Annotated in this window: 17 protein-coding genes and 1 pseudogene; 8 read left to right on the plus strand and 10 right to left on the minus strand. The window is 68.3% G+C overall.

Annotated features, from left to right (window positions below; genetic code table 11):
• Positions 1-79: 79 nt before the first annotated feature.
• From ACFW0G_RS03445 to ACFW0G_RS03460, 4 genes are read right to left on the minus strand one after another with little or no spacing between them, the layout of a single operon-like run.
• A complete protein-coding gene (locus ACFW0G_RS03445; RefSeq protein WP_378323087.1) occupies positions 80-310 on the minus strand; it encodes a hypothetical protein in 231 nt (76 codons plus the stop codon).
• A 6-nt stretch (positions 311-316) separates the two neighbouring features.
• Positions 317-1810 carry a WXG100 family type VII secretion target gene (locus tag ACFW0G_RS03450; protein WP_378323088.1) on the minus strand — a complete coding sequence of 498 codons (1494 nt, stop codon included), beginning with the start codon at positions 1808-1810 and terminating at the stop codon, positions 317-319.
• A 28-nt stretch (positions 1811-1838) separates the two neighbouring features.
• Positions 1839-2159: a type VII secretion target gene (locus ACFW0G_RS03455; RefSeq protein WP_378323089.1), complete on the minus strand. Its 321-nt coding sequence runs from the start codon at positions 2157-2159 to the stop codon at positions 1839-1841.
• A gap of 12 nt (positions 2160-2171) precedes the next feature.
• Entirely contained in the window at positions 2172-2726 is a 555-nt protein-coding gene (locus ACFW0G_RS03460) for a YbaB/EbfC family nucleoid-associated protein (RefSeq protein ID WP_378323091.1), read from the minus strand.
• A gap of 238 nt (positions 2727-2964) precedes the next feature.
• Between ACFW0G_RS03460 and ACFW0G_RS03465 the strand changes: the two genes are divergently transcribed.
• From ACFW0G_RS03465 to ACFW0G_RS03490, 6 genes are all read left to right on the plus strand, one after another.
• A complete protein-coding gene (locus tag ACFW0G_RS03465) occupies positions 2965-6669 on the plus strand; it encodes a multifunctional oxoglutarate decarboxylase/oxoglutarate dehydrogenase thiamine pyrophosphate-binding subunit/dihydrolipoyllysine-residue succinyltransferase subunit (RefSeq protein ID WP_378323092.1) in 3705 nt (1234 codons plus the stop codon).
• Between the two features lie 259 nt (positions 6670-6928).
• A complete protein-coding gene (locus ACFW0G_RS03470) occupies positions 6929-7234 on the plus strand; it encodes a hypothetical protein (RefSeq protein WP_378323094.1) in 306 nt (101 codons plus the stop codon).
• Complete coding sequence (locus tag ACFW0G_RS03475) at positions 7234-7869, plus strand: DUF3558 domain-containing protein (protein ID WP_378323095.1); 636 nt, start codon at positions 7234-7236, stop codon at positions 7867-7869. The genes ACFW0G_RS03470 and ACFW0G_RS03475 overlap by 1 nt, the downstream gene beginning before the upstream one ends.
• Before the next feature lie 2 nt (positions 7870-7871).
• On the plus strand, positions 7872-9227 hold the full coding sequence (locus ACFW0G_RS03480) for a hypothetical protein (protein ID WP_378323096.1): 1356 nt from the start codon (positions 7872-7874) through the stop codon (positions 9225-9227).
• Positions 9228-9252: 25 nt separating this feature from the next.
• Positions 9253-10011 carry an ESX secretion-associated protein EspG gene (locus ACFW0G_RS03485; protein ID WP_378323097.1) on the plus strand — a complete coding sequence of 253 codons (759 nt, stop codon included), beginning with the start codon at positions 9253-9255 and terminating at the stop codon, positions 10009-10011.
• A gap of 163 nt (positions 10012-10174) precedes the next feature.
• On the plus strand, positions 10175-11086 hold the full coding sequence (locus tag ACFW0G_RS03490) for a hypothetical protein (RefSeq protein WP_378323099.1): 912 nt from the start codon (positions 10175-10177) through the stop codon (positions 11084-11086).
• Positions 11087-11169: 83 nt separating this feature from the next.
• On the opposite strand, the pseudogene ACFW0G_RS03495 reads toward ACFW0G_RS03490, so the two are convergent.
• From ACFW0G_RS03495 to ACFW0G_RS03515, 5 genes and pseudogenes are all read right to left on the minus strand, one after another.
• Positions 11170-12336, minus strand: a pseudogene (locus tag ACFW0G_RS03495) (S8 family peptidase); the annotation flags it as partial.
• A gap of 420 nt (positions 12337-12756) precedes the next feature.
• Positions 12757-13653: an ABC transporter substrate-binding protein gene (locus ACFW0G_RS03500; protein ID WP_378323100.1), complete on the minus strand. Its 897-nt coding sequence runs from the start codon at positions 13651-13653 to the stop codon at positions 12757-12759.
• Positions 13650-14354: an ABC transporter permease gene (locus ACFW0G_RS03505; protein ID WP_378323101.1), complete on the minus strand. Its 705-nt coding sequence runs from the start codon at positions 14352-14354 to the stop codon at positions 13650-13652. Before ACFW0G_RS03505 ends, ACFW0G_RS03500 begins: the two co-directional genes overlap by 4 nt.
• Positions 14351-15049: an ABC transporter permease gene (locus tag ACFW0G_RS03510; RefSeq protein ID WP_378323102.1), complete on the minus strand. Its 699-nt coding sequence runs from the start codon at positions 15047-15049 to the stop codon at positions 14351-14353. The genes ACFW0G_RS03505 and ACFW0G_RS03510 overlap by 4 nt, the downstream gene beginning before the upstream one ends.
• Complete coding sequence (locus ACFW0G_RS03515; protein ID WP_378323104.1) at positions 15049-16137, minus strand: ABC transporter ATP-binding protein; 1089 nt, start codon at positions 16135-16137, stop codon at positions 15049-15051. The genes ACFW0G_RS03510 and ACFW0G_RS03515 overlap by 1 nt, the downstream gene beginning before the upstream one ends.
• A gap of 106 nt (positions 16138-16243) precedes the next feature.
• Here ACFW0G_RS03515 and ACFW0G_RS03520 point away from each other — a divergent pair, with 106 nt between their 5' ends.
• A complete protein-coding gene (locus ACFW0G_RS03520) occupies positions 16244-17656 on the plus strand; it encodes a bis-aminopropyl spermidine synthase family protein (RefSeq protein ID WP_378323106.1) in 1413 nt (470 codons plus the stop codon).
• 55 nt (positions 17657-17711) lie between these two features.
• On the opposite strand, the gene ACFW0G_RS03525 is transcribed toward ACFW0G_RS03520, so the two are convergent.
• Complete coding sequence (locus ACFW0G_RS03525; RefSeq protein WP_378323107.1) at positions 17712-18902, minus strand: NADP-dependent malic enzyme; 1191 nt, start codon at positions 18900-18902, stop codon at positions 17712-17714.
• Between the two features lie 370 nt (positions 18903-19272).
• Here ACFW0G_RS03525 and ACFW0G_RS03530 point away from each other — a divergent pair, with 370 nt between their 5' ends.
• Complete coding sequence (locus tag ACFW0G_RS03530) at positions 19273-19881, plus strand: dTDP-4-dehydrorhamnose 3,5-epimerase family protein (protein WP_378323108.1); 609 nt, start codon at positions 19273-19275, stop codon at positions 19879-19881.
• Positions 19882-19924: the final 43 nt, after the last annotated feature.

The raw sequence follows: 19924 nt of genomic DNA on the forward strand, positions 1-19924 counted from the left end.
GTGCGTCCCCTTCACCCCAGCGGCGGGCACCGGGTGCCCACCGGACAGAACCGCGAAACCGGCCGGAACGCCGTACCGCTCACGCCTGATGGACGAGCAGCTCCGGCAATTCGTTCTTCTCCAACCACACCTTGGACAGCTTCATCGCCGCGGCACGGAAGATCGCGTCACGGTTCTCGTCCTCCGGCCACACCTTTTCCGTGGTCCGGTCGAAGACCAGCACCCGGCGGGGGCCGCTCGCCGACTGGAACCAATACCGCGCGACCCGATCGTCGTCCTCGACTTTTCGGAGATTCACCAGAATCGCCAACGAAAATCACCTCCACGGTTCATCATAGCTCTCGTTCGTCGCCGGAGGTATCCGGCTCTCCCAGTTGGAGACGCTGTTCGCGTGCCGGTGCGCTTCCCAATAGACGGCGTTGGGATTGCCCTGCCAGTAACGGTTTTCGGCGAGTTCGTGTTCCAGGAGCGCGAGGTCGGCGTCCTGGTGACGGCCCGCTCTCAGCCGGAGCCATGCTTCCGCCATGTCGGGGTTGGCTTCGAAACGCTCGTGCACCACGCCACCGGCACCGTCGTCGAGGGGATGCCGATCGTGGAAAACGTGATTCTTGATCGTCTCGACCTCTTCGTGGGAAAACCCGCGACTACCGTCGAGACGGGGTGCGTCGCGCAGATTGTGCGCCACATCGGCCACGTCGTCGGAATTACGAATGGCGTCGTAGGCGTCATTCGCCCACACTTCGTTCCGTTCGTACGAGCGGACCGAATCGTCCACCTTGGGCCGGGACGAACCCCCGCTCTGGCCGGGTGCCGCTGCCCGTTCGCCGTCCGGACCATCGGCGTGCCCCTCACTGTGGGCACCCCCGTCCGCACCGTCCGATTTGGACGGAGAAGTGTCTCCGCCTTTCGACGAGGACGGCGAGGTCTTTCCGTCAGGCGTGTCATGCGCACTCGACGGAGACGTGTGCTCTTTCGGCACGTGGACGTCGTCAGCGGCATGCTCGGCCTTACGAGCGGCGGACGCGCTCGTGTGCTCGCCACGCTTACCCAAACGCTTGGCCAGTTTGGACAGCTTCTCGATGATCTCGCCCAGCTTCTCGACGATCTTGCGAACCTTCGGGCCCACATTCGAAATCGTCTTGATCAGCTTCCGGATCAACGTCGAAACCTTGTTGATCGTATTCGTGATCGCCGTCGTCGCCTGCACCGCGACCGCCGGGGTCGCGAACCCCAACGTGCACGCCTCCTCCAGCGCCCACGAGATCAACTTCCCGACCAAAGTCCCGATCAGGTCACGCACAGTCTCCCGCACCGCCGCGACAACCTGACCCATCACCATGACGCCCGTGGAGATCCCGTCGCAGAGCGACGCCGCCCCGGCCAGCGCGTCCGTCTGCTCGGCGACCTCACCGCGATAGGACTCGGCGGCCGCACCGTCCCACCCCGCCGTACCACCCTTGGCCTCGTTCGCGAGATCGCCCGCGATCGCGTTGACCTCCTTGGACACATTCGCCCAAGTGTCCGAAAAGGACTGAATCACCGGCGGATTCCCCGCCAGCCAATCCAGACAGTCCTTCAGCGGCTTGACGTGCTCGATCAGCCACGAAACGCCGTACTGCGCCAACGTCCCGATCGGGTCCGTCACCAGGGACAGCACCTCGAGACCGACGCCAAGACCCCCTAGCCCGGCTTCGACCCACGAACCGTCCTTCACCCCGCTCGCCAGATCGTTCGCCGACTCCAGGATCCCGATCCCGGTCACCCCGGTCGTCTGCGACTGCGCCTGCGCGACCAGCGGATTGCCGTCCACTTCGAACCCCCATCACCCCGGTGACGCGTCAAGCGCCCTTCGGGCCGGCCTTCTTGATCGCGTCGACCGACGCCTCGTCCTGCTTGCGGTAGGCGTCCGCCGCGTCCTTGACCTTGTCCGCGGTGCCGTTGATCGAGTCCGAGGCCTGCTGCAGCGCGCGCACGCCCATCTCCTCGAACGGGTCCAGCAGCAACGCGAACGGCTGGCAGATGACGCCGTACGCGCTGTTGTCCATGGTGACCTGCTGTGCCGCGTCGACCACGGTCTTCATCCGGTCGGCGAAGCCCCGCACCTTGCCCTCGTGCGTCCCCAGTTCCTCACCGAGGACCTTGAAGCCTCCGTCTGGCATGACCCACTCCCCTTAGTCGCGTCGCAGGAAACTCTGATCGCCGAAGTCCTCGTCGTCGTCCGGCGGCGCGGGACGCCGGGGCGCGGCGGGCGGCTTGGGCGCGGGCGGCGGGGTGCGCGGCGCCGCGGGCGGCGGAGGCTCCTCGTCCGTTTCGTACAGCCGGCGCCGGGGCTCCTCGGGCAGCGAGGGCTCCGGGTCCTCCTCCGGCGCGTCCGGGAAGTTCCGCTCGGCGGTCTCCGCGATGTGCCGCGCCGCGTCGTCGTCGCCCACGGTCTCGGCGAGGATCTCCCGCATCTTCTGCGGGTACTGCGACTGCGCCTTCTGGATCGCCTTCATGACGTTGGCGGCGATCTCGTCAGGACTCATCGAGCGGACACCGTCGGTCATCCTGATCGCGGTGGGCAAGCCGTTGTGACCCACCGTGACGCTGACCGCGCCGCCCGCCACCGTGCCGGTGAGCGTGATCTGCTCCACCTGCTCCTGCATCGCCTGGAAGCGCTGCGACTTCCCGACCGCGTCCCGCTCCCAGTCGTCGACCATGCGTTCGACGTCCGACAGATCAGCCACCTCGGCCCCTTCCTGCTCCCCGGTACTGACGGAAGTGACCTTCCCCCGGTTCCCCGCACCCGGGCAAGCCGCGCGTACCACGATCTGTATCGAGTCAGTGATCGAGACAGTGACCGACGCCCTAGTGCGCCACGCCTCACACGGGCCAGTTCGATCACAGGTCTGTTACCGAAGGGGTTAGCCTGGTAGGCGCATCACCCCGATTCAAGATCGAGACGGATAGAGGCGAGCCCAAGCCGTGTCCAGCAGCAGCCCTGCGTCACAATTCGGCCCCAACGAGTGGCTGGTCGAAGAGATGTACGACCAGTTCCTCGCAGACCCCTCCTCAGTCGATGCCGCCTGGCACGACTTCTTCGCGGATTTCAAGCCGACCCAGACGGCACAGGCGAAGGCCGACACGGCCCGCCAGACCGCCGACGCGCAGGCCGCGAGCACCACGAACGGGCAGCCCACTCCGCCAACGACCAAGGCCGTGCAGAACGCCGAATCCGCCGCCAAGCAGGCCGCCGCCCCGGCACCCGCCGCCGCCCCGAAGCCGGCGGCCAAGCCCGCCGCCAAGACGGCGCCCGCTGCCAAGCCCGCCGCGAAGCCCGCGACGCAGGGTGAGCCCGAGTCGAAGCCGCTGCGCGGCGCCGCCGCCGCGATCGCGAAGAACATGGACGCCTCGCTGTCCGTGCCGACCGCGACCAGCGTGCGCGCCGTCCCGGCCAAGCTGATGGCCGACAACCGCATCGTCATCAACAACCACCTCAAGCGCACGCGCGGCGGGAAGATCTCGTTCACCCACCTCATCGGCTACGCGATGGTGCGGGCGCTGCGGGACTTCCCGAACATGAACCGGCACTACCAGCTGATCGACGGGAAGCCGTTCGCGGTCACGCCGGAGCACGTCAACTTCGGCCTCGCGATCGACATGAAGGGCAAGGACAACTCCCGCACCCTGGTCGTGGCGTCGATCAAGGGCTGCGAGGACATGACGTTCCTGCAGTTCTGGCAGGCCTACGAGGACATCGTCAAGAAGGCGCGCAACAACAAGCTGACCGCCGACGACTTCGCGGGCACCACGATCTCGCTGACCAACCCCGGCGGCATCGGCACCAACCACTCGGTGCCGCGCCTACAGGCCGGCCAGGGCGCGATCATCGGTGTCGGCGCCATGCAGTACCCCGCCGCGTTCGAGGGCACCAGCGAGAAGACGCTGGTCGACCTCGGCATCAGCAAGATCATGACGCTGACCTCGACCTATGACCACCGCATCATCCAGGGCGCGGAGTCCGGCGAGTTCCTCAAGCGCATCCACCAGCTGCTGCTCGGCGAGGACGGCTTCTACGACGACGTCTTCACCTCGCTGCGGCTGCCGTACGAGCCGATCCGCTGGGTCGCCGACATCCCGGACGGCCCGGTCGACAAGACCGCGCGGGTCATCGAGCTGATCGACGCGTTCCGCATCCGCGGTCACCTGATGGCCGACACCGACCCGCTGAACTACCGCCAGCGCAGCCACGCCGACCTCGACGTGCTCTCCCACGGCCTCACCCTGTGGGACCTGGACCGCGAGTTCCCGGTCGGCGGCTTCGCCGGGCAGGAGCGGATGAAGCTGCGCGACATCCTCGGCGTGCTGCGCAACTCGTACTGCCGCACCGTCGGCATCGAGTACACGCACATCCTCGACCCCGAGGAGCGGCGCTGGATCCAGGAACGCGTCGAGATCCCGCACGAGAAGCCGGACCCCGCGGTCCAGAAGTACGTGCTCTCGAAGCTCAACGCCGCCGAGGCGTTCGAGACGTTCCTGCAGACCAAGTACGTCGGCCAGAAGCGGTTCTCGCTCGAAGGCGGCGAGACCGCGATCCCGCTGCTCGACACGCTGCTGGACAAGGCCGCCGAGCACGAGCTCGACGAGGTCGTCATCGGCATGCCGCACCGCGGCAGGCTGAACGTGCTGGCCAACATCGTCGGCAAGCCGATCAGCCAGATCTTCCAGGAGTTCGAGGGCAACCTCGACCCGGGCCAGGCGCACGGCTCCGGTGACGTCAAGTACCACCTCGGCGCCGAGGGCAAGTACTTCCGGATGTTCGGCGACGGCGAGACCAAGGTGTCGCTGACCGCGAACCCGTCGCACCTGGAGACCGTCGACCCGGTGCTCGAGGGCATCGTCCGCGCCAAGCAGGACATCCTCGACAAGGGCGGCGAGGGCTACACCGTGCTGCCGGTGCTGATGCACGGCGACGCGGCCTTCGCGGGCCAGGGCGTCGTGGCCGAGACCCTGAACCTGGCACTGCTGCGCGGCTACCGCACCGGCGGCACCGTGCACGTCATCGTCAACAACCAGGTCGGCTTCACCACCGCGCCGGAGCACTCGCGCTCCAGCCAGTACGCCACCGACGTCGCGAAGATGATCGGCTCGCCGATCTTCCACGTGAACGGCGACGACCCGGAGGCCGCGCACTGGGTCGCCAAGCTGGCGGTCGACTACCGGCAGGCGTTCCACAAGGACGTCGTCATCGACCTCATCTGCTACCGCCGCCGCGGGCACAACGAGGGCGACGACCCGTCGATGACGCAGCCGGCGATGTACGACATCATCGACACCAAGCGCTCGGTGCGGAAGACCTACACCGAATCGCTGATCGGCCGCGGCGACATCTCCGTCGAGGAAGCCGAGGCCGCGCTGCGCGACTTCTCCAGCCAGCTGGAGCACGTCTTCAACGAGGTCCGCGAGCTGGAGAAGCACCCGCCGAAGGCGAGCCCCTCGGTCGAGGACGAGCAGCAGGTGCCCGCGAAGGTGCCGACGGCGGTCAGCAAGGAGACCATCGAGCGCATCGGCGACGCGTTCGTCAACGTGCCCGAGGGCTTCACCCCGCACCCGCGCGTCAAGCCGGTCATGGAGCGGCGGCACAAGATGTCCCGCGAGGGCGACATCGACTGGGCCTTCGGCGAACTGCTCGCTTTCGGGTCACTGGCGCTGGAAGGCCGTCTCGTGCGGCTGTCCGGTCAGGACTCGCGGCGCGGCACCTTCACCCAGCGGCACTCGGTGTTCATCGACCGCAAGACGGGCAAGGAGTACGCCCCGCTGCAGAACCTGGCCGACGGCCAGGGCCGGGTGATGATCTACGACTCGGCGCTGTCGGAGTACGCGGCCGTCGGCTTCGAGTACGGCTACTCGGTGGCCAACTCCGAGGCGCTCGTGGCGTGGGAAGCGCAGTTCGGTGACTTCGTCAACGGCGCGCAGACCGTCATCGACGAGTACATCTCCTCGGGCGAGGCCAAGTGGGGCCAGCGCTCCGACGTCGTGCTGCTGCTGCCGCACGGCCACGAGGGCCAGGGCCCGGACCACACCTCCGGCCGCATCGAACGGTTCCTCTCGCTGTGCGCGGAGAACTCGATGACCGTCGCGGTGCCGTCGACCCCGGCGAACTACTTCCACCTGCTGCGCCGTCACGCCCTCGATGGCATCCAGCGGCCGCTGATCGTCTTCACCCCGAAGTCGATGCTGCGCAACAAGGCCGCGACGTCGGCGGTGACGGACTTCACCGACCAGTCGAAGTTCCTGTCGGTCATCGACGACGCGGCCGCCGACCCCGGCAAGATCCGCAAGGTGCTGCTGACCTCCGGGAAGCTGTACTGGGAGCTCGTCGCGGAGCGTGCCAAGCGCGGTGCCGACGACGTCGCGATCGTGCGGATCGAGCAGTACTACCCGCTGCCCAAGAAGAAGCTCCTCGCCGCGGTCGAGCGCTACGCCGGCGCGAAGCTCATGTGGGTGCAGGAGGAGCCGGAGAACCAGGGCGCGTGGCCCTTCTTCGGGCTCAACCTGCCGCGGAAGTTCCCGGAGAAGTTCGTCGGCCTCGAGGTCGCGGCCCGTCGCCCGATGGCGGCGCCGTCGGCCGGGTCGTCGAAGGTGCACGAGGTCGAGCAGAAGGCGCTGATCGCCAAGGCATTCAGCTGATCTTCGCGTGAAGTGCCGTTAAGGCCACCTTACGGGCGTCTGACGCCCGTAAGGTGGCCTTAACGGCTTTCCGGGGCTTTTCGAGCCTGGTAGGAAGTTGACCAAACGCGCCCGCGCCCGGTGATCTCCCTGCTATCCTCCGTTGCGTTTGGACCAGACGCTCGGGAGGGGCGGCATGGCGGACGACGGAAGCAACTTTCTGTCCGGACTGAGCTTTTTCGGGGACACGCAGAGCGTGGGCCCCTCCGGTGGCTTCCGCATGAGCACCTCCGAAATGGAAACACTGCTCAGCAAGGCCGAGGGCACCAGGAAGCTGATCCAAGAACAGCTGGACAAGGCCCAATGGCTCGTGCAATGCGAGCCTCCTGGCAAGGACGTCTCCAGCGTGGGCTTCGCGAACACCGCGAACAATTCCGGTCGGTACTACATCGGCCACCTGCAGATCCAGTTCAATCGCTACGGCGCTCTCATCGACAAACTCAACCAGGCACTCGGCCGGACCACGGCCACTGACCAGGCCAACGCGGACGTCGCCAAGGACGCAGGCAAGGAAGGCAAGTACTGATGCGGCCCGGATACCGTGCGATCGTCGCCGTTCTCTCAGCAGCCGGGCTCGTGGTGGCGGGCTGCTCCGGTGGCTCGGGCAAAGGCCCCGCCTCCCAGAGTTCAGTGCCTCCGGCCAGCGACAGCAGCCCGGCCGCACAGAATGGCGCACCCAAGGTGCAGAACCCGCTCCCGGCGAAGGTACTCGCGGGCAGCCCTTGCGACACCTCGCTCAGCGCGGAAGACGTCAAGGAGTTCATCGGCGCCCCCGACCCGGCCAAGCCGGATGACAACCCCGCGCTGGGTCCGGCGTGCACTTGGCACAACGCGGCCGGAAACGGCGCTTCGATCAGCGTCGGCTATCAGACTCGGCTCAAGGGCGGCCTTGGCGCGGCGTACAGCAATGTCAAGCCCGACGCGGTTCGCTGGGTCGAGCCCAGCCCCATCCAGGGATATCCCCTCGTCGGTTATCTGGCAGCGAAGAGCAACGGCCTCGAAAAGTCCGAGTGCGCGCTTGTAGTGGGCATCTCCGACGACCTCACCTACGCCATCGGCATCTTCCTCAGCGACAGTGCGAAAAGGAAGAACATCGACCCATGTACCGCGGGCCGGGACGTGGCCGACCGGGTACTGACCCGCATCAAGGCAAGGGCCTGACCATGTGGCAGTGGCTGGAGGACCTCGCCTCGTCCGTAGTCGACGTCGCCAAGTCCGAGGCGCGCGTCCTCAACGATCTCGTCCACGGCGATTTCGCTGACATCTGGCGTGAACTCACCGGCAGCCACGGCCAGCTCACGAAACACGGCACCGGTGCCGGGGATCTCGTCGACCAGGTCCAGAGGCAAGGCGACGGAGGACAATCGCTCGAACGCGCTCGCCAGCTCGGTGTCGAGCAATCCGGGAAGCAGAACCAGATCGAGACCGAGAGCCGTCAGATGGCGTCTGCGCTCGAATCGGCCTGGACCGGCAACGCGTCAGAGGCCGCCCGCCAGCGCATCGTGCCGCTCTCCACCACTGCCGCTTCGGCCTCGGCCACGCTCACGAACAACTCCAACACCATTGGAGACCAGCTCGGCCAGTTCTCGCATCTCAAGTCCACCATGCACGCCGACGTCACCAACGACGCGCCCGAGCGGGACTTCTGGGACAAGGCGACGCCGTGGAACACCAGCACCGAGGACAAGATCAACGAGCGCAACAAGAAGGTCCTGGAGAACAAGGCCCTCTACGAGCAGTACACGCAGCAGACGAACACCGTCAACCAGCCCAATATGAAGATCGACTACGGGCAACTCGGTGACGAGCAAAGTGGCGGCGATTTCAAGGTCGACGACTCCAAGAAACCGCCGGAGAAGCCTCCGGTCAAGGGATTCGGCGGCGAGGACGAGCACAAGCGCGTCCCTGGCCCCGGTGACTTCCGCAAGGAAGGCTTCGTGCCGCCGCAACCGCGTCCCCCGCTGCCACCGCCGGTGAACCCGCCGGATTTCCGGCCCGGCACCGTGCCCGGTCCGAACGACCACACGAGCACGTCGTCGTACGTGCCGCCGTCGACGTCGTCGTACCAGCCGCCGAACATCCCGTCCTACCAGCAGGGCAGCATCGCCGACCGGCTCAGCTCCGGTGGCGGCCAGAACTCGTTCGGCCTCGGCGGTTTCGGGCCCACCGGTGGCGGTGGGAGCAGCAGCGGCGCCGGGCTCGACGGCGTGGGCAAGGGCAACAGCGGGCGCGTGAGCGGCAGCATCGGCTCCGAACCCGGCGCGGGCAAGGGCACCGGCGCGGCCGAGCCGAGTTCCCGTGGCGGCGCGAACGCCGCGAGCGCGGCCGGGCGCGGTGGCCCCGGCGGCGCATCGGGCAAGCAGGGCATGAGCGGTATGGGTGGCGCCGGCCAGGGCGGCAAGGGCAAGGGCGGCGAGGACAAGGAACACAAGCGCGCGTCCTATCTGCAGGAGCAGGACGCGGACAAGATCTTCGGTGGCACCGAAGAGAAACCGGTCCCGCCGACCATCGGCGCCTGAGCGGCATTTCGCAGGGGGAACGACCATGCATCGCGGCACGGTGTTGCTGCCCAAGTCCGCCTTCATCACGGCGTGGCGCTGGGAGGGCTACGGGGATCCGCCCGCCGTCATCGGCATCGACGAGCAGTGGCTGCCCGAACAGACCCGGGCGAAGTACGACAACGAGGTGCTCGGCATCCTCACCGGGCTCGGCGTCGCCGAGGGCGGCACGCTCACCCGCGAGTTCCGCGACACCCTCGCCGTGCTCGCCACCGGCTCGCTCCGGTTCACCGCGTGGTGCGGCGACGTGCGGAACGACGAAACCGGCGGAATCCTCGTGTCGGTCAAGGGCAACGAGGCCGTCCGGGTGCTGCGCATGGAAACGCTCGTCCGCATCGACCCCGTCGACGCGGGGCGGGCCGCCGCCGCGGTGGTCGACGCGCTGCCGGACGTCGGCCCCGCGCGGCTCGAAACGGTCGCCGTCCCCAAGGCCAAGTACCGCCCGGACCAGAGCATCTCGGCGGCGTTCGACTTCAACGACCCGACCAGCGAGGAGCCGGATGACCCGACGGCGCGGCCGCGGGCGCTGATGGCGGGGCGGCGTTCGGGAATCCACCAGCTCTACGTCGGGAACGGTTCCGGCCGCCGCAGTACCCCGGTCACCGTGGTCGACGTCGTGGGCGAAGGGCGGGTCATCGCGCTCGTCTCCGAGGACCTGGGCGACGAGCCGATGCTCACGTTCCTCGCCGGCAGCCGCGCGGCGCTCATCGACGTCCTGGAGACCACGAGCGCAGCCTTCGCCTGATTCACCCGGCTCGGGCCGAAAAAGGCTCAACGGCACCGTGTCCGGGTACGATTCCGTCCGGACCAGACAGTGCACTGTGGACGAATCGCACAGCGGAAAGGCCCGGGGGCGCACGATGACCACACCACCACAACCCGTTCCGTGCGGGCGTTGCGGACAACCGGTGCTCCCGGATCCGCACGCCCATGGCGCGTGGGTCGATCAGTGGAACGGCCGGTTCTGCGGCGGGAACCCGCAGTTCCCGCACCTCGCGGCACAGCAGCCACCACCGCCGGGTGGCGGCAGCAAGAAACCGTGGATCATCGGCGGCTCGATCCTCGGCGTCGTGCTGGTGATCGGGCTCGTCGTGGTCCTGGTCGTGACACTGACCGGGAAATCCGGTGACACAGCTGCCCCCGCGAGCCAGACACCGCCGCCGTCCGCTCCGGCGTCGAGCAGCGCGCCACCCACCGACCCGAACGCGCCGGTGCCCTGCGATCCGGAGAGCAGGGTCAGCCGCTCCTGCTTCCCGCCGAAGGTGACCGGTCAGGCGTTCCTCGACCGCATCGCGCAGAAGCAGAAATGGCCGTGCTTCAAGAAAGGCGAGAAGGACGGGGCCGGCGACACCGTCCGCGATCTCGGCGTCTGCAAGGCGGCCAACGATGTCGAACAGCCGTACCTCATGTCGGCCAGCATCGGTTACGACACCCACACCCACGAACTTCAGGGGACGATGAACGAGGTCCTCCTGGTCGCGAGCACCACGGCCCGGCCATGGAAGAACGAGAAGACCGACGTCGGCAAGACGAAGGACGTCGCGATCAACGTGATGGGCATCGCGGTGGCGAACCTGTGGCCGGACGACAAGGCGTTGCAGGACGAGACGAAACAGGCGTTCGCGAAGATCGAGGAGCAGTGCGCCGGGGGCGGGCGCACCAGCGTGGACGGGCCGAAGGCCACGCTGCACAACGGTTTCGAGGTCAGCTGCTCGTCGATCGACACGATCGGGGTCAACGACCCGCGCGGCGCGACCTCCACAATCGTCCAGACCATGCGGATCGAAGCCCCGCTCCGCGCTCCCCAGCCTTCCCGGTAAAAGGCCCGTGGGGGCCTCCTTGAAGGACTCTGGATCCTTCGAGGAGGCCCCCACGGACCGTCGTTCAGCTCAGCACGTCAGGCGCCGGTGTAGAGCAGGACGTTCGGGGAGCCGGTCCCCGGGTTCGTGACCTTGTCCTTGGTGCCGCCGTTCACCAGGGCGTCCCGCACCTGCTGCGGCGTCGCCGAGGTGTTCTTCTCCAGGTACAGCGCGGCCGCGCCGACCACGTGCGGGGTCGCCATCGACGTCCCGCTGATGGTCTTGCTGGCGCTGGTGCCACCGATCCACGCCGACGTGATGTCGGTGCCCGGCGCGAAGATGTCGAGGCACTTGCCGTAGTTGGAGTAGGTGGCACGCGAATCGTTGTTGGCCGTCGCGCCCACGGTGATCGCCTCCGGCGTACGGGCGGGCGAGTTCTGGCAGGCGTCACCGTTGTTGTTGCCCCCGGCGATGCCGTAGGTGACCCCGGCGGCGATCGACTTCTTCACCGCGGCGTCGAGCGCGTCCGAAACGCCGCCACCGAGGCTCATGTTCGCCACCGCGGGCTTCTTGGCGTTCTGGGTGACCCAGTCGATCCCGGCGGTGACCGCCTCGAGAGTGCCCGAGCCCTGGCAGTCGAGAACACGGACGCCGACCAGCTTGACGTCCTTGGCCAGGCCGTAGGTCTTGCCGCCGATGGTGCCGGAGACGTGCGTGCCGTGGCCGTTGCAGTCGGTCGCGTCGTTGTCGTTGTCCACGAAGTCGTGGCCGGAGGTCGCCCGCCCGCCGAAGTCGGCGTGCTGCGTGTAGATCCCGGTGTCGATCACGTACGCCGTGACGCCCGAACCCGTCGCGGCATAGCTGTACTTCTTGTCCAGCGGCAGGTCCTTCTGGTCGACCCGGTCCTGACCCCAGGACGGCGGGTTCGCCTGGTCCGTCGCGACGTGCACGACCTTGTTCTGCTCGACGAACGCGACGTCGGGGTCGGCGGCGATCCGCTTCGCCTGCGTCTCGCTCATCCGCCCGGAGAACCCGTGCAGCGTCGAGAACGTCTTCGCGATCGCCCCGCCGTGCCGGTTGGTGACCTGCTGCGCCACGCTGTCGAGGGAAAGCCCGTCCTTCAGCACGACGATGTAGCTGTCCTGCACCGCGTTGGCGCTCCCGGCGCCCCGAACCGTCCCCTCCTTCGCCGACGCGACGGCATTTCCGCCGAGAACGGTAACGACCGCCACGGCGGCAGCGACTCCTACGACAGGGAGTCGCCTACCCATTTTTCCAAGGGATTTCCGCAAGATCCGTTCCTCCTAGGCATGAGTGACCGGACGGTCCCCGCGGACCGCCGATCTCTAGGGGTGACAAAGGCGCCGAATGTGCTGCTCGTTCACAGGGAACGTAGCGCCGGGATCAGGACACGGCGCGCTGACCGAAAAGAACGATCTTCGCCTGTCCTTTTCGGACTTTTCGGGCACTACGCCACCTGCGCGCCGGATTTGCGGCAAAGGAAGGTGGTCCTTGCGACGGTAGGAGTAGTGGCGTTTGCCGGAAACTAACCCACTACAGCACTCAATACGTTGGGTGACCGTTTCCGGCTCTCGACGCTCACTCGAATGGCGGACTACCAAAGTCGCGGAGATCGTTAGCCGAGGAAACGGTCACCCTGCGTCTCACGGGATAGCCCGCGCCTGGCTCGGCTAAACCTTCTTCAGACCGTTGCGTGCCAGGAATTCGTCGGCGATGTCCAGCGGGTTGCGCTTCTCCTTGGTGAACTGGACGTTCAGCTCGGTCAGCTGCTCGGTGGTCAGTGCCGCGGACACCCGGTTCAGTGCTTCCGTCTCCGCCGGTGAGAGCGTCCCCTTGGCCACCAGCGGCACGATGTTCTGCGCGGGGAACATGTTCTTGTCGTCGACGAGCGGGACGAACCCGTTGGCCGCGATCGTCGACGACGTGCTGAACAGGTCCGCCACCTGCACCTCGCCCGATTTGAGCGCGGCCACGGTGACCGGGCCGCCGGTGTCGGTCGTGCGGATCTCCTTGAACTCACAGCCGTAGAGCTGCTTGATCCGGTCCTTCCACCGGCTGCTCCACTGGCCCGGGCCACCGAGCACCAGATCCTTGCAGCGCGGCCCGAGGTCGGAGAACGTCCGCACGCCCGAATCGGCCAGCTGCTTCCCGACGACGAGCAGGTCCTTGTCCTCGGCGGGCGCCTGCGCCAGCACCTCGAACCCGGCCGGGATCTTCTGCCGCAACGCGGCGTAGACGTCCTGGGACGTCGTGGCCGTGGTGTTCTTGTCGAAGTACCGCAGCAGGTTCCCGCTGTAGTCCGGCACCACCGACAACGACTTGTCCTGCAAGGCCTTCACCACGACCTCGCGGCTGCCGACCGGCGGGTGCACGGTGACGTTCTTCGCGCCCGCGTTGCGCAGCGCGCCCGCGTAGATCTGCGCGAGCAGCAGGCTCTCCCCCACGTCGGAGGCGCCGATGACGATGTCCCCGCTGCTGCCGCCCTCAGCACCGCCGGCGAGTGGGTTTCCGCACGCCGTGGCGAGCAGGGCGACTCCGGAGAGCAGGGCGACGAGTACACGCTTCACGCGACACCTCCCGCGGCGGCGGCCTTCCCGGACGCCGCGCCCGCCGCGAGCCGGACTCCCCTGGGCACCAGCGCCCGTTGCACGGCGGCCAGTACGACGTCCAGCACGATCGCCAGCAACGCGGTCAGGATCGCGCCCGCGACGACCTCGGTGTAGTCCAAAATGGCCAGTCCGTCGAGCAGGAACCGGCCGAGCCCGCCGAGCCCGACGTACGCGGCCACCGCGGCTGTCGCGACCAACTGCAGTACGGCGTTGCGGATTCCGCCCAGTACCAAGGGAAGCGCGATCGGAAGCTCCACCTTCCACAAGGTCTGCTGTCCGGTCATCCCGATACCCTCGGCCGCGTCGACGACGTCGTGTTCGGCCGCCTGGATTCCCGCGTACGTTCCCGCGAGCACCGGCGGCACGGCGAGCACGACGAGCCCGATCACCGTCGCCGTCGTGCTTTCGGTGAACAGCAGGAACAGAAACGTCACCAGGCCCAGCGTCGGCAGCGCGCGGATCGCGTTGCCCGCGCTGACCAGCACGACGGCGCCGCGCCCGGTGTGCCCGACGAACAGTCCCAACGGGACGGCGATGACGAGCGCGATCACCAGTGCCAGCCCGATGTAGGACAGGTGCTGGACGAGCCGGTGGCCGATGCCGTCCGGCCCCTGCCAGTGCGCGGGATCGCCGAACCAGGAGAAAAGATCGGAAATCATGCCGCGGCCCCTTCCAGCACAGGGGCCGCCTTGCTCGCCCGTTCCCACGGCGTGAGGACATTGCGCAGCAACACCAGCAACAGGTCGACCACCAGCGCGAGCAGCAGCGTGAGCACGATGCCGACCACGATCGGCGAGAAGTACTCCCGCTGGAAGCCGTCGGTGAACAGCACCCCGAGACCGCCGGTGCCGATCAGTGCGCCGACGCTGACCAGGCTGATGTTGCTCACCGACGCGACCCGCACCCCCGCCGCCAGCACCGGGATCGACAGCGGCAGCTCGACGCCGAGGAAGCGGCGTGGCGCGCGGTAGCCGATGGCGGTGGCCGCGGCGATGACGTGCGGCGGCACCGCGTCGAGCGCGTCGAGCACCGGACGCACCAGCAGCGCCGCGGTGTAGATCGTGAGCGCGACGATCACGTTGACACTGTTCAGGATCCGGGTGCCGATCAGGCCGGGGATCACCACGAACAACGCCAGCGACGGGATCGTGTAGAGCAAATTGGACAGTACAAGAAGGACACTGCGGACCCGCTGGTAACGGTGCCCGAGCCAGCCGGCCGCGATCGCCACCACGATGCCGAGCACCAGCGGCACCAGGGACAGGTAGATGTGGTCGAGCAGATCACCGAGCAGTTGCGCGCGGTTGTTGGCACTGCCCAGATAACGGCCGAGCTCCGCGAAGAAGCCGCCCATCACGCCCCCTGCGGCGACGCTTCGATCACTTCGAGCACCTGCCGCGCCACGACCGCCCCGATGACCCGGTGCTCGTCGTCGACGACCACGCCGAGACTGGCGGGCGAGGACAGCGCGGCGTCCAGCGCGCCCCGGATCGGCGTGCCCTGGACGTACAGCGAGCCGCCCGCGACCAGATCCGCCTCGGTCAACTCACCGTCCACAGTGGAATTCGGCGGCAGCCAGCCGCGCGGTTGCTTGTCGGTGTTGACCGCGAGCAGCCAGCCGCTGCTCGGGCCGGTCAGCGTGCTGCCGAGCGCGATCTGCGGGATCTCCTGGACTTCGACGCCGGTCGATGGCAGGAACGAAAGCCCGCGGTAGCCGCGGTCACGGCCCACGAAGGACGCCACGAAGTCGTCCACCGGATGCCGCAGCACCTCGGCGGGCGTGCCGTACTGGGCCAGCTTCCCGCCGACCCGCATGACGGCGACCTTGTCGCCGAGCCGCACCGCCTCGTCGATGTCGTGGGTGACGAACACGATCGTCTTGCCCAGCTGGGACTGCAGCCGCAGCAGCTCGTCCTGCAGGCCCTCCCGGACCACCGGGTCGACCGCGGAGAACGGCTCGTCCATCAGCAGCACCGGCGAGTCGGCGGCGAGCGCCCTGGCCACCCCGACGCGCTGCTGCTGACCGCCGGACAACTGCGCGGGATATCGCTTGCCGAGTTCGGCGGGCAGGCCGACGGTCTCCAGCAGTTCGACGGCGCGGTCGCGGGCCTTGCGCTTGTCCCAGCCCGCCAGCAACGGCACGGTGGCGATGTTGTCCAGCACCGTCCTATGTGGAAAGAGACCGGCATGCTGGATGACGTAGCCGATACCGCGGCGCAACAGCGCCGGATCCCCCTCGGAGACGTCCTTGCCGTCCAGCAGCACGGTGCCCGCCGTCGGCTCGACCATGCGGTTGATCATCCGCAGCGACGTCGTCTTGCCGCAGCCGGACGGGCCGACGAACACGGTGATCGTGCCGTCCTCGACGGTCAGGTTCAGTGTGTCGACGGCGACCGTCCCGTCCGGATACCGCTTGGTCACGTCGCGGAATTGGATTGTCACACGTCACTCCCCACATCCGGTAACCACCGACGGTAGCCGAGATCAAGGACTTCGGCACGGCGTTCCATCCACTGATGCGGCGAACGGACTACTAGAGTGGCGTCCCGTGAGCGCACTCGACGACGTCCTCGCCGCACACGGCGTCGGCGTCCGCCCGCTGTACCAGGTGATCGCCCTGCTCCGCACCGGCCACCACGATCTCGGCGAACTCGTCCGGCTCACCACCGCGCCCCGCCGCAGCGTCGAGGACGTGCTGACCGCGCTCGGCGACGATCTCGAAAGGACGGAGTCCGGCGTCCGGATCGCCCCGCACGCCGCGGAGTCGTACGCGCGCTACGCCCTTCCGGCGTCCACCGATCCCCTCGCGCCCGAACACGCCGAGCTGCTCGCGACGATCACCGGCTACGTCGAACGCGTTCCGCCCCCGCTCGCCGCGCTCGACCACGTCCAGGCGACCCCGGACACGGTGCTGCGCCGGGCGTTGTGGCTGAACGCACGCTACGACCTCGCCACCGCGCGGCTGCTGTTCCTCGGCGACCACGACCTGACGTCGCTGGCGGTCCGTGCGGTGTGCCCGGCCGCCGAGCTGACCGTGGTGGACCTCGACGAGCGCGTCCTGTCCTATGTGGACGAACTGAGTGAGCGGACGATCGGCACCGTGCACGCCGATCTGCGGGTGGGGCTGCCGCCCGCGGTCTCCGGCCGGGCCGATCTGGTGTTCAGCGACCCGCCGTACACCCCGGACGGCATGGGCCTGTTCGCGGCGCGGGGCGTGCAGGCGCTGCGGGAACCGAGCGAGGGCAGGCTGTTGTTCGCCTACGGGTACAGCCCGCGGCATCCGGCACTGGGCGCGCAGGTGCAGCGGTCGCTGGCGACGCTGGGGCTGACGTTCGAGGCCATCCTGCCGGACTTCAACCGCTACTTCGGCGCGCAGGCCATCGGCAGCGCCGCGGACCTCTACGTCTGCCAGCCGACCGCCAAGGCGAAGAAGAACCGTGGTGGCAAAGGAAAGTCCGCGATCTACACGCACGGCCCGCAGTCGGTGGAGTCGGCCGGGACGAAACCCGCGCTGCTCGAAGCCCTGCGGGAAATCGCGACGGAAGGCGGGCTCTCGCTGGAATCGCGGCCGGTGGACTGGTCGGCGTCGGGGCCGGAGGGCGACGCGGTGGCGATGGATCTCTCCGCCGATCCCGGGCCGTGGCTGCTGCGGACGCTGCTGGGCACGAACGCGCGACGGCTCGCGCTGCTGCTCCCCAACGCGCACCCCGACCTCGGCGACGAGGCGTCCCAGAAGGCGTTGACGGCGTTGACCGCGGCGAAGTACCGGCTCCGCTTCCTGCGCAGCACCCCGGACAACAAGCACGCGATCGTGGTCGCGGACGCCGTCGAGCATCCCGACGAAATCCTCACGCGGGCGCACGCGCGGCTGGCGAACGTCGCCCTCGACGTCCCGGACGACCTGCGCGACCTCCGCCTCGTCGACGTCCCCCGCCACCGCCTCGCCACCCTGCTGGGCTGAAGGGGACTTTCCTAGCATCACATGCGAGGAAAGTCCCCTTCAGCTCACGCGAGGATCAGCCGGTGACGCCGTCGGCTTCGGCGGCCTTCGCCACCGCGGCGGCGACCTCGATCGCCACCCGCGGGTCGAGCGCGCTCGGCACGATGCGGTCCGGGCCGAGGTCGTCCTGCGCGACGGCCACGATCGCGTCGGCCGCGGCGAGCTTCATGTTCTCCGTGATGGCCCGCGCACCGGCGTCGAGCGCGCCGCGGAAGACGCCGGGGAACGCCAGGACGTTGTTGATCTGGTTCGGGAAGTCGCTGCGCCCGGTGGCCACGATCGAGGCGTAGCGCGCCGCGACCTCGGGATGGACCTCCGGGTCCGGGTTGGACAGCGCGAACACGATCGCGTCGTCGGCCATGCGGCCCAGCAGCGTCTCGTCGATGGTCGCGCCGGAGAGCCCGACGAACACATCGGCGCCTTCGAGCGCCTCGGCCAGCCCGCCGGTCAGCCCCGCGGCGTTGGTGGTGCGCGCCAGCTCGGTCTTCACCGGGTTCAGCCCGTCCCGGCCGGCGTGGATGATGCCGCGCGAGTCCAGCACAGTGACGTCGGCGACACCCGCCGCCTGCAGGATCTTCGTGCAGGCCACGCCGGCGGCGCCCGCACCGGAGATGACGACACGCTCCGCGGCGATGTCGCGGCCGAGGACCAGGTTCGCCCCGCGCAGCGCGGCCAGCGTCACGATCGCGGTGCCGTGCTGGTCGTCGTGCATGACCGGGCAGTCCAGCGCCTGCTTGAGCTTGTCCTCCAGCTCGAAGCAGCGCGGCGCGGAGATGTCCTCGAGGTTCACCGCGCCGTAGGAGGGCCGCAGCCGGACGAGCGTCTCGACGATCTCGTCGACGTCGGTGGTGTCCAGCACCAGCGGTATCGAGTCGAGCCCGCCGAACGTCTTGAAGAGGACCGACTTGCCCTCCATGACCGGCAGCGAGGCGCTCGCGCCGATGTCGCCGAGGCCGAGGACCGCCGTCCCGTCACTCACCACCACGACGAGCCGGTCCGCCCAGGTGTACCGCTTGGCCTTGGCGGCGTCCTCGGCGATCGCGCGGCTCACCTTCGCCACGCCCGGGGTGTACGCGATGGCGAGATCGCGCGGGTCGGAGATCGGCCGGGTGGCCGCCACGGCGAGCTTGCCGCCCTCGTGCCGGTCGAAGATCTCCTCGTCGGTCACCGGTGCCGGGGTCACGTCGGCGCGGGACTGGTCGTCCATCGTGGTTCCTGTCGTCGGTTCGGTCATCCCTTCAGCAGGGACCACGGAACTCGCGGTTCGAAAGTGTGTCACTTGATTTCTCCTGGGACTGCGAGCGGGGGACCACAAGGGCCTGGCGAAGGCGCACCAAAGCACCCATGGGACTTGTCCTCCGGCACGGCAGCCCAGCGCGGTAGCGCCGGCCTGTCGCCGGGCGTCGCATCGGCCATCGGCGCCGTGGGTTGGGCGATGACCGCGGACGCGGCGGTCCGACCATTGTGACAGGAGCCCGGCCGCGCCCGACCCCGAGGTGCGGTTCATGTCACAGCGCGATCTTCCTTCTTTCCCAAGACGTCCGTCCGGTTTTCAAGAGCCCGGATAAGGTGGAGGAATGGATTTCCGGCGGTTGCGCGTCCTCGACGCCTACGAATTCACCCCCCGCGTATTCCCCGACGACCGCGGATTGTTCAGCGCGCCGTTCCAGGCGGAGGCGCTGCGGGAGACGGTCGGACATCCCCTGCGGCTGGCCCAGACGAACCACAGCGTTTCGCGGCGCGGTGTGATCCGCGGCATCCACTTCGCCGACACGCCACCCGGACAGGCGAAGTACGTGTACTGCCCGCGCGGCTCGATGCTCGACGTCGTCGTCGACCTGCGGGTCGGGTCGCCCACATTCGGGCAGTGGGACACCGCGCTGCTGGACGGCACCGATTTCCGCGCGATGTACATCGCCGAGGGGCTCGGGCACGCGTTCGTCGCGCTCGAAGACGACACGGTCATGAGCTACCTGTGCTCGGAGCCGTACAACCCGTCGGGCGAACACGGCGTTAACCCGCTCGACCCCGAGCTCGACCTGCCGTGGCCCGCGGACCTGACCCCGATCCTGTCCGAAAAGGACCGAACCGCCCCGGCTGTCGCGGAAGCGCGCGAGCAGGGCCTCCTCCCGGCGTACGAAGACTGCGTCGCCTACTACGAGAAGCTGCGCTCTCTCCCCTCGTGACGCCCCGCGAGGCCGCCGACGCAGGAACTGTCGGCGTTCTCGC

The sequence above is a fragment of the Amycolatopsis sp. NPDC058986 genome (assembly GCF_042741125.1).
Taxonomy (GTDB): domain Bacteria; phylum Actinomycetota; class Actinomycetes; order Mycobacteriales; family Pseudonocardiaceae; genus Amycolatopsis.

Bases quoted from the DNA above. Each gene is read 5' to 3' on its own strand.
- ACFW0G_RS03455 (WP_378323089.1), bottom strand. From the start codon at position 2,159: ATGCCAGACGGAGGCTTCAAGGTCCTCGGTGAGGAACTGGGGACGCAC.
- ACFW0G_RS03470 (WP_378323094.1), top strand. From the start codon at position 6,929: ATGAGCACCTCCGAAATGGAAACACTGCTCAGCAAGGCCGAGGGCACC.
- ACFW0G_RS03475 (WP_378323095.1), top strand. From the start codon at position 7,234: ATGCGGCCCGGATACCGTGCGATCGTCGCCGTTCTCTCAGCAGCCGGG.
- ACFW0G_RS03480 (WP_378323096.1), top strand. From the start codon at position 7,872: ATGTGGCAGTGGCTGGAGGACCTCGCCTCGTCCGTAGTCGACGTCGCC.
- ACFW0G_RS03485 (WP_378323097.1), top strand. From the start codon at position 9,253: ATGCATCGCGGCACGGTGTTGCTGCCCAAGTCCGCCTTCATCACGGCG.
- ACFW0G_RS03505 (WP_378323101.1), bottom strand. From the start codon at position 14,354: ATGATTTCCGATCTTTTCTCCTGGTTCGGCGATCCCGCGCACTGGCAG.
- ACFW0G_RS03510 (WP_378323102.1), bottom strand. From the start codon at position 15,049: ATGGGCGGCTTCTTCGCGGAGCTCGGCCGTTATCTGGGCAGTGCCAAC.
- ACFW0G_RS03525 (WP_378323107.1), bottom strand. From the start codon at position 18,902: ATGGACGACCAGTCCCGCGCCGACGTGACCCCGGCACCGGTGACCGAC.
- ACFW0G_RS03530 (WP_378323108.1), top strand. From the start codon at position 19,273: ATGGATTTCCGGCGGTTGCGCGTCCTCGACGCCTACGAATTCACCCCC.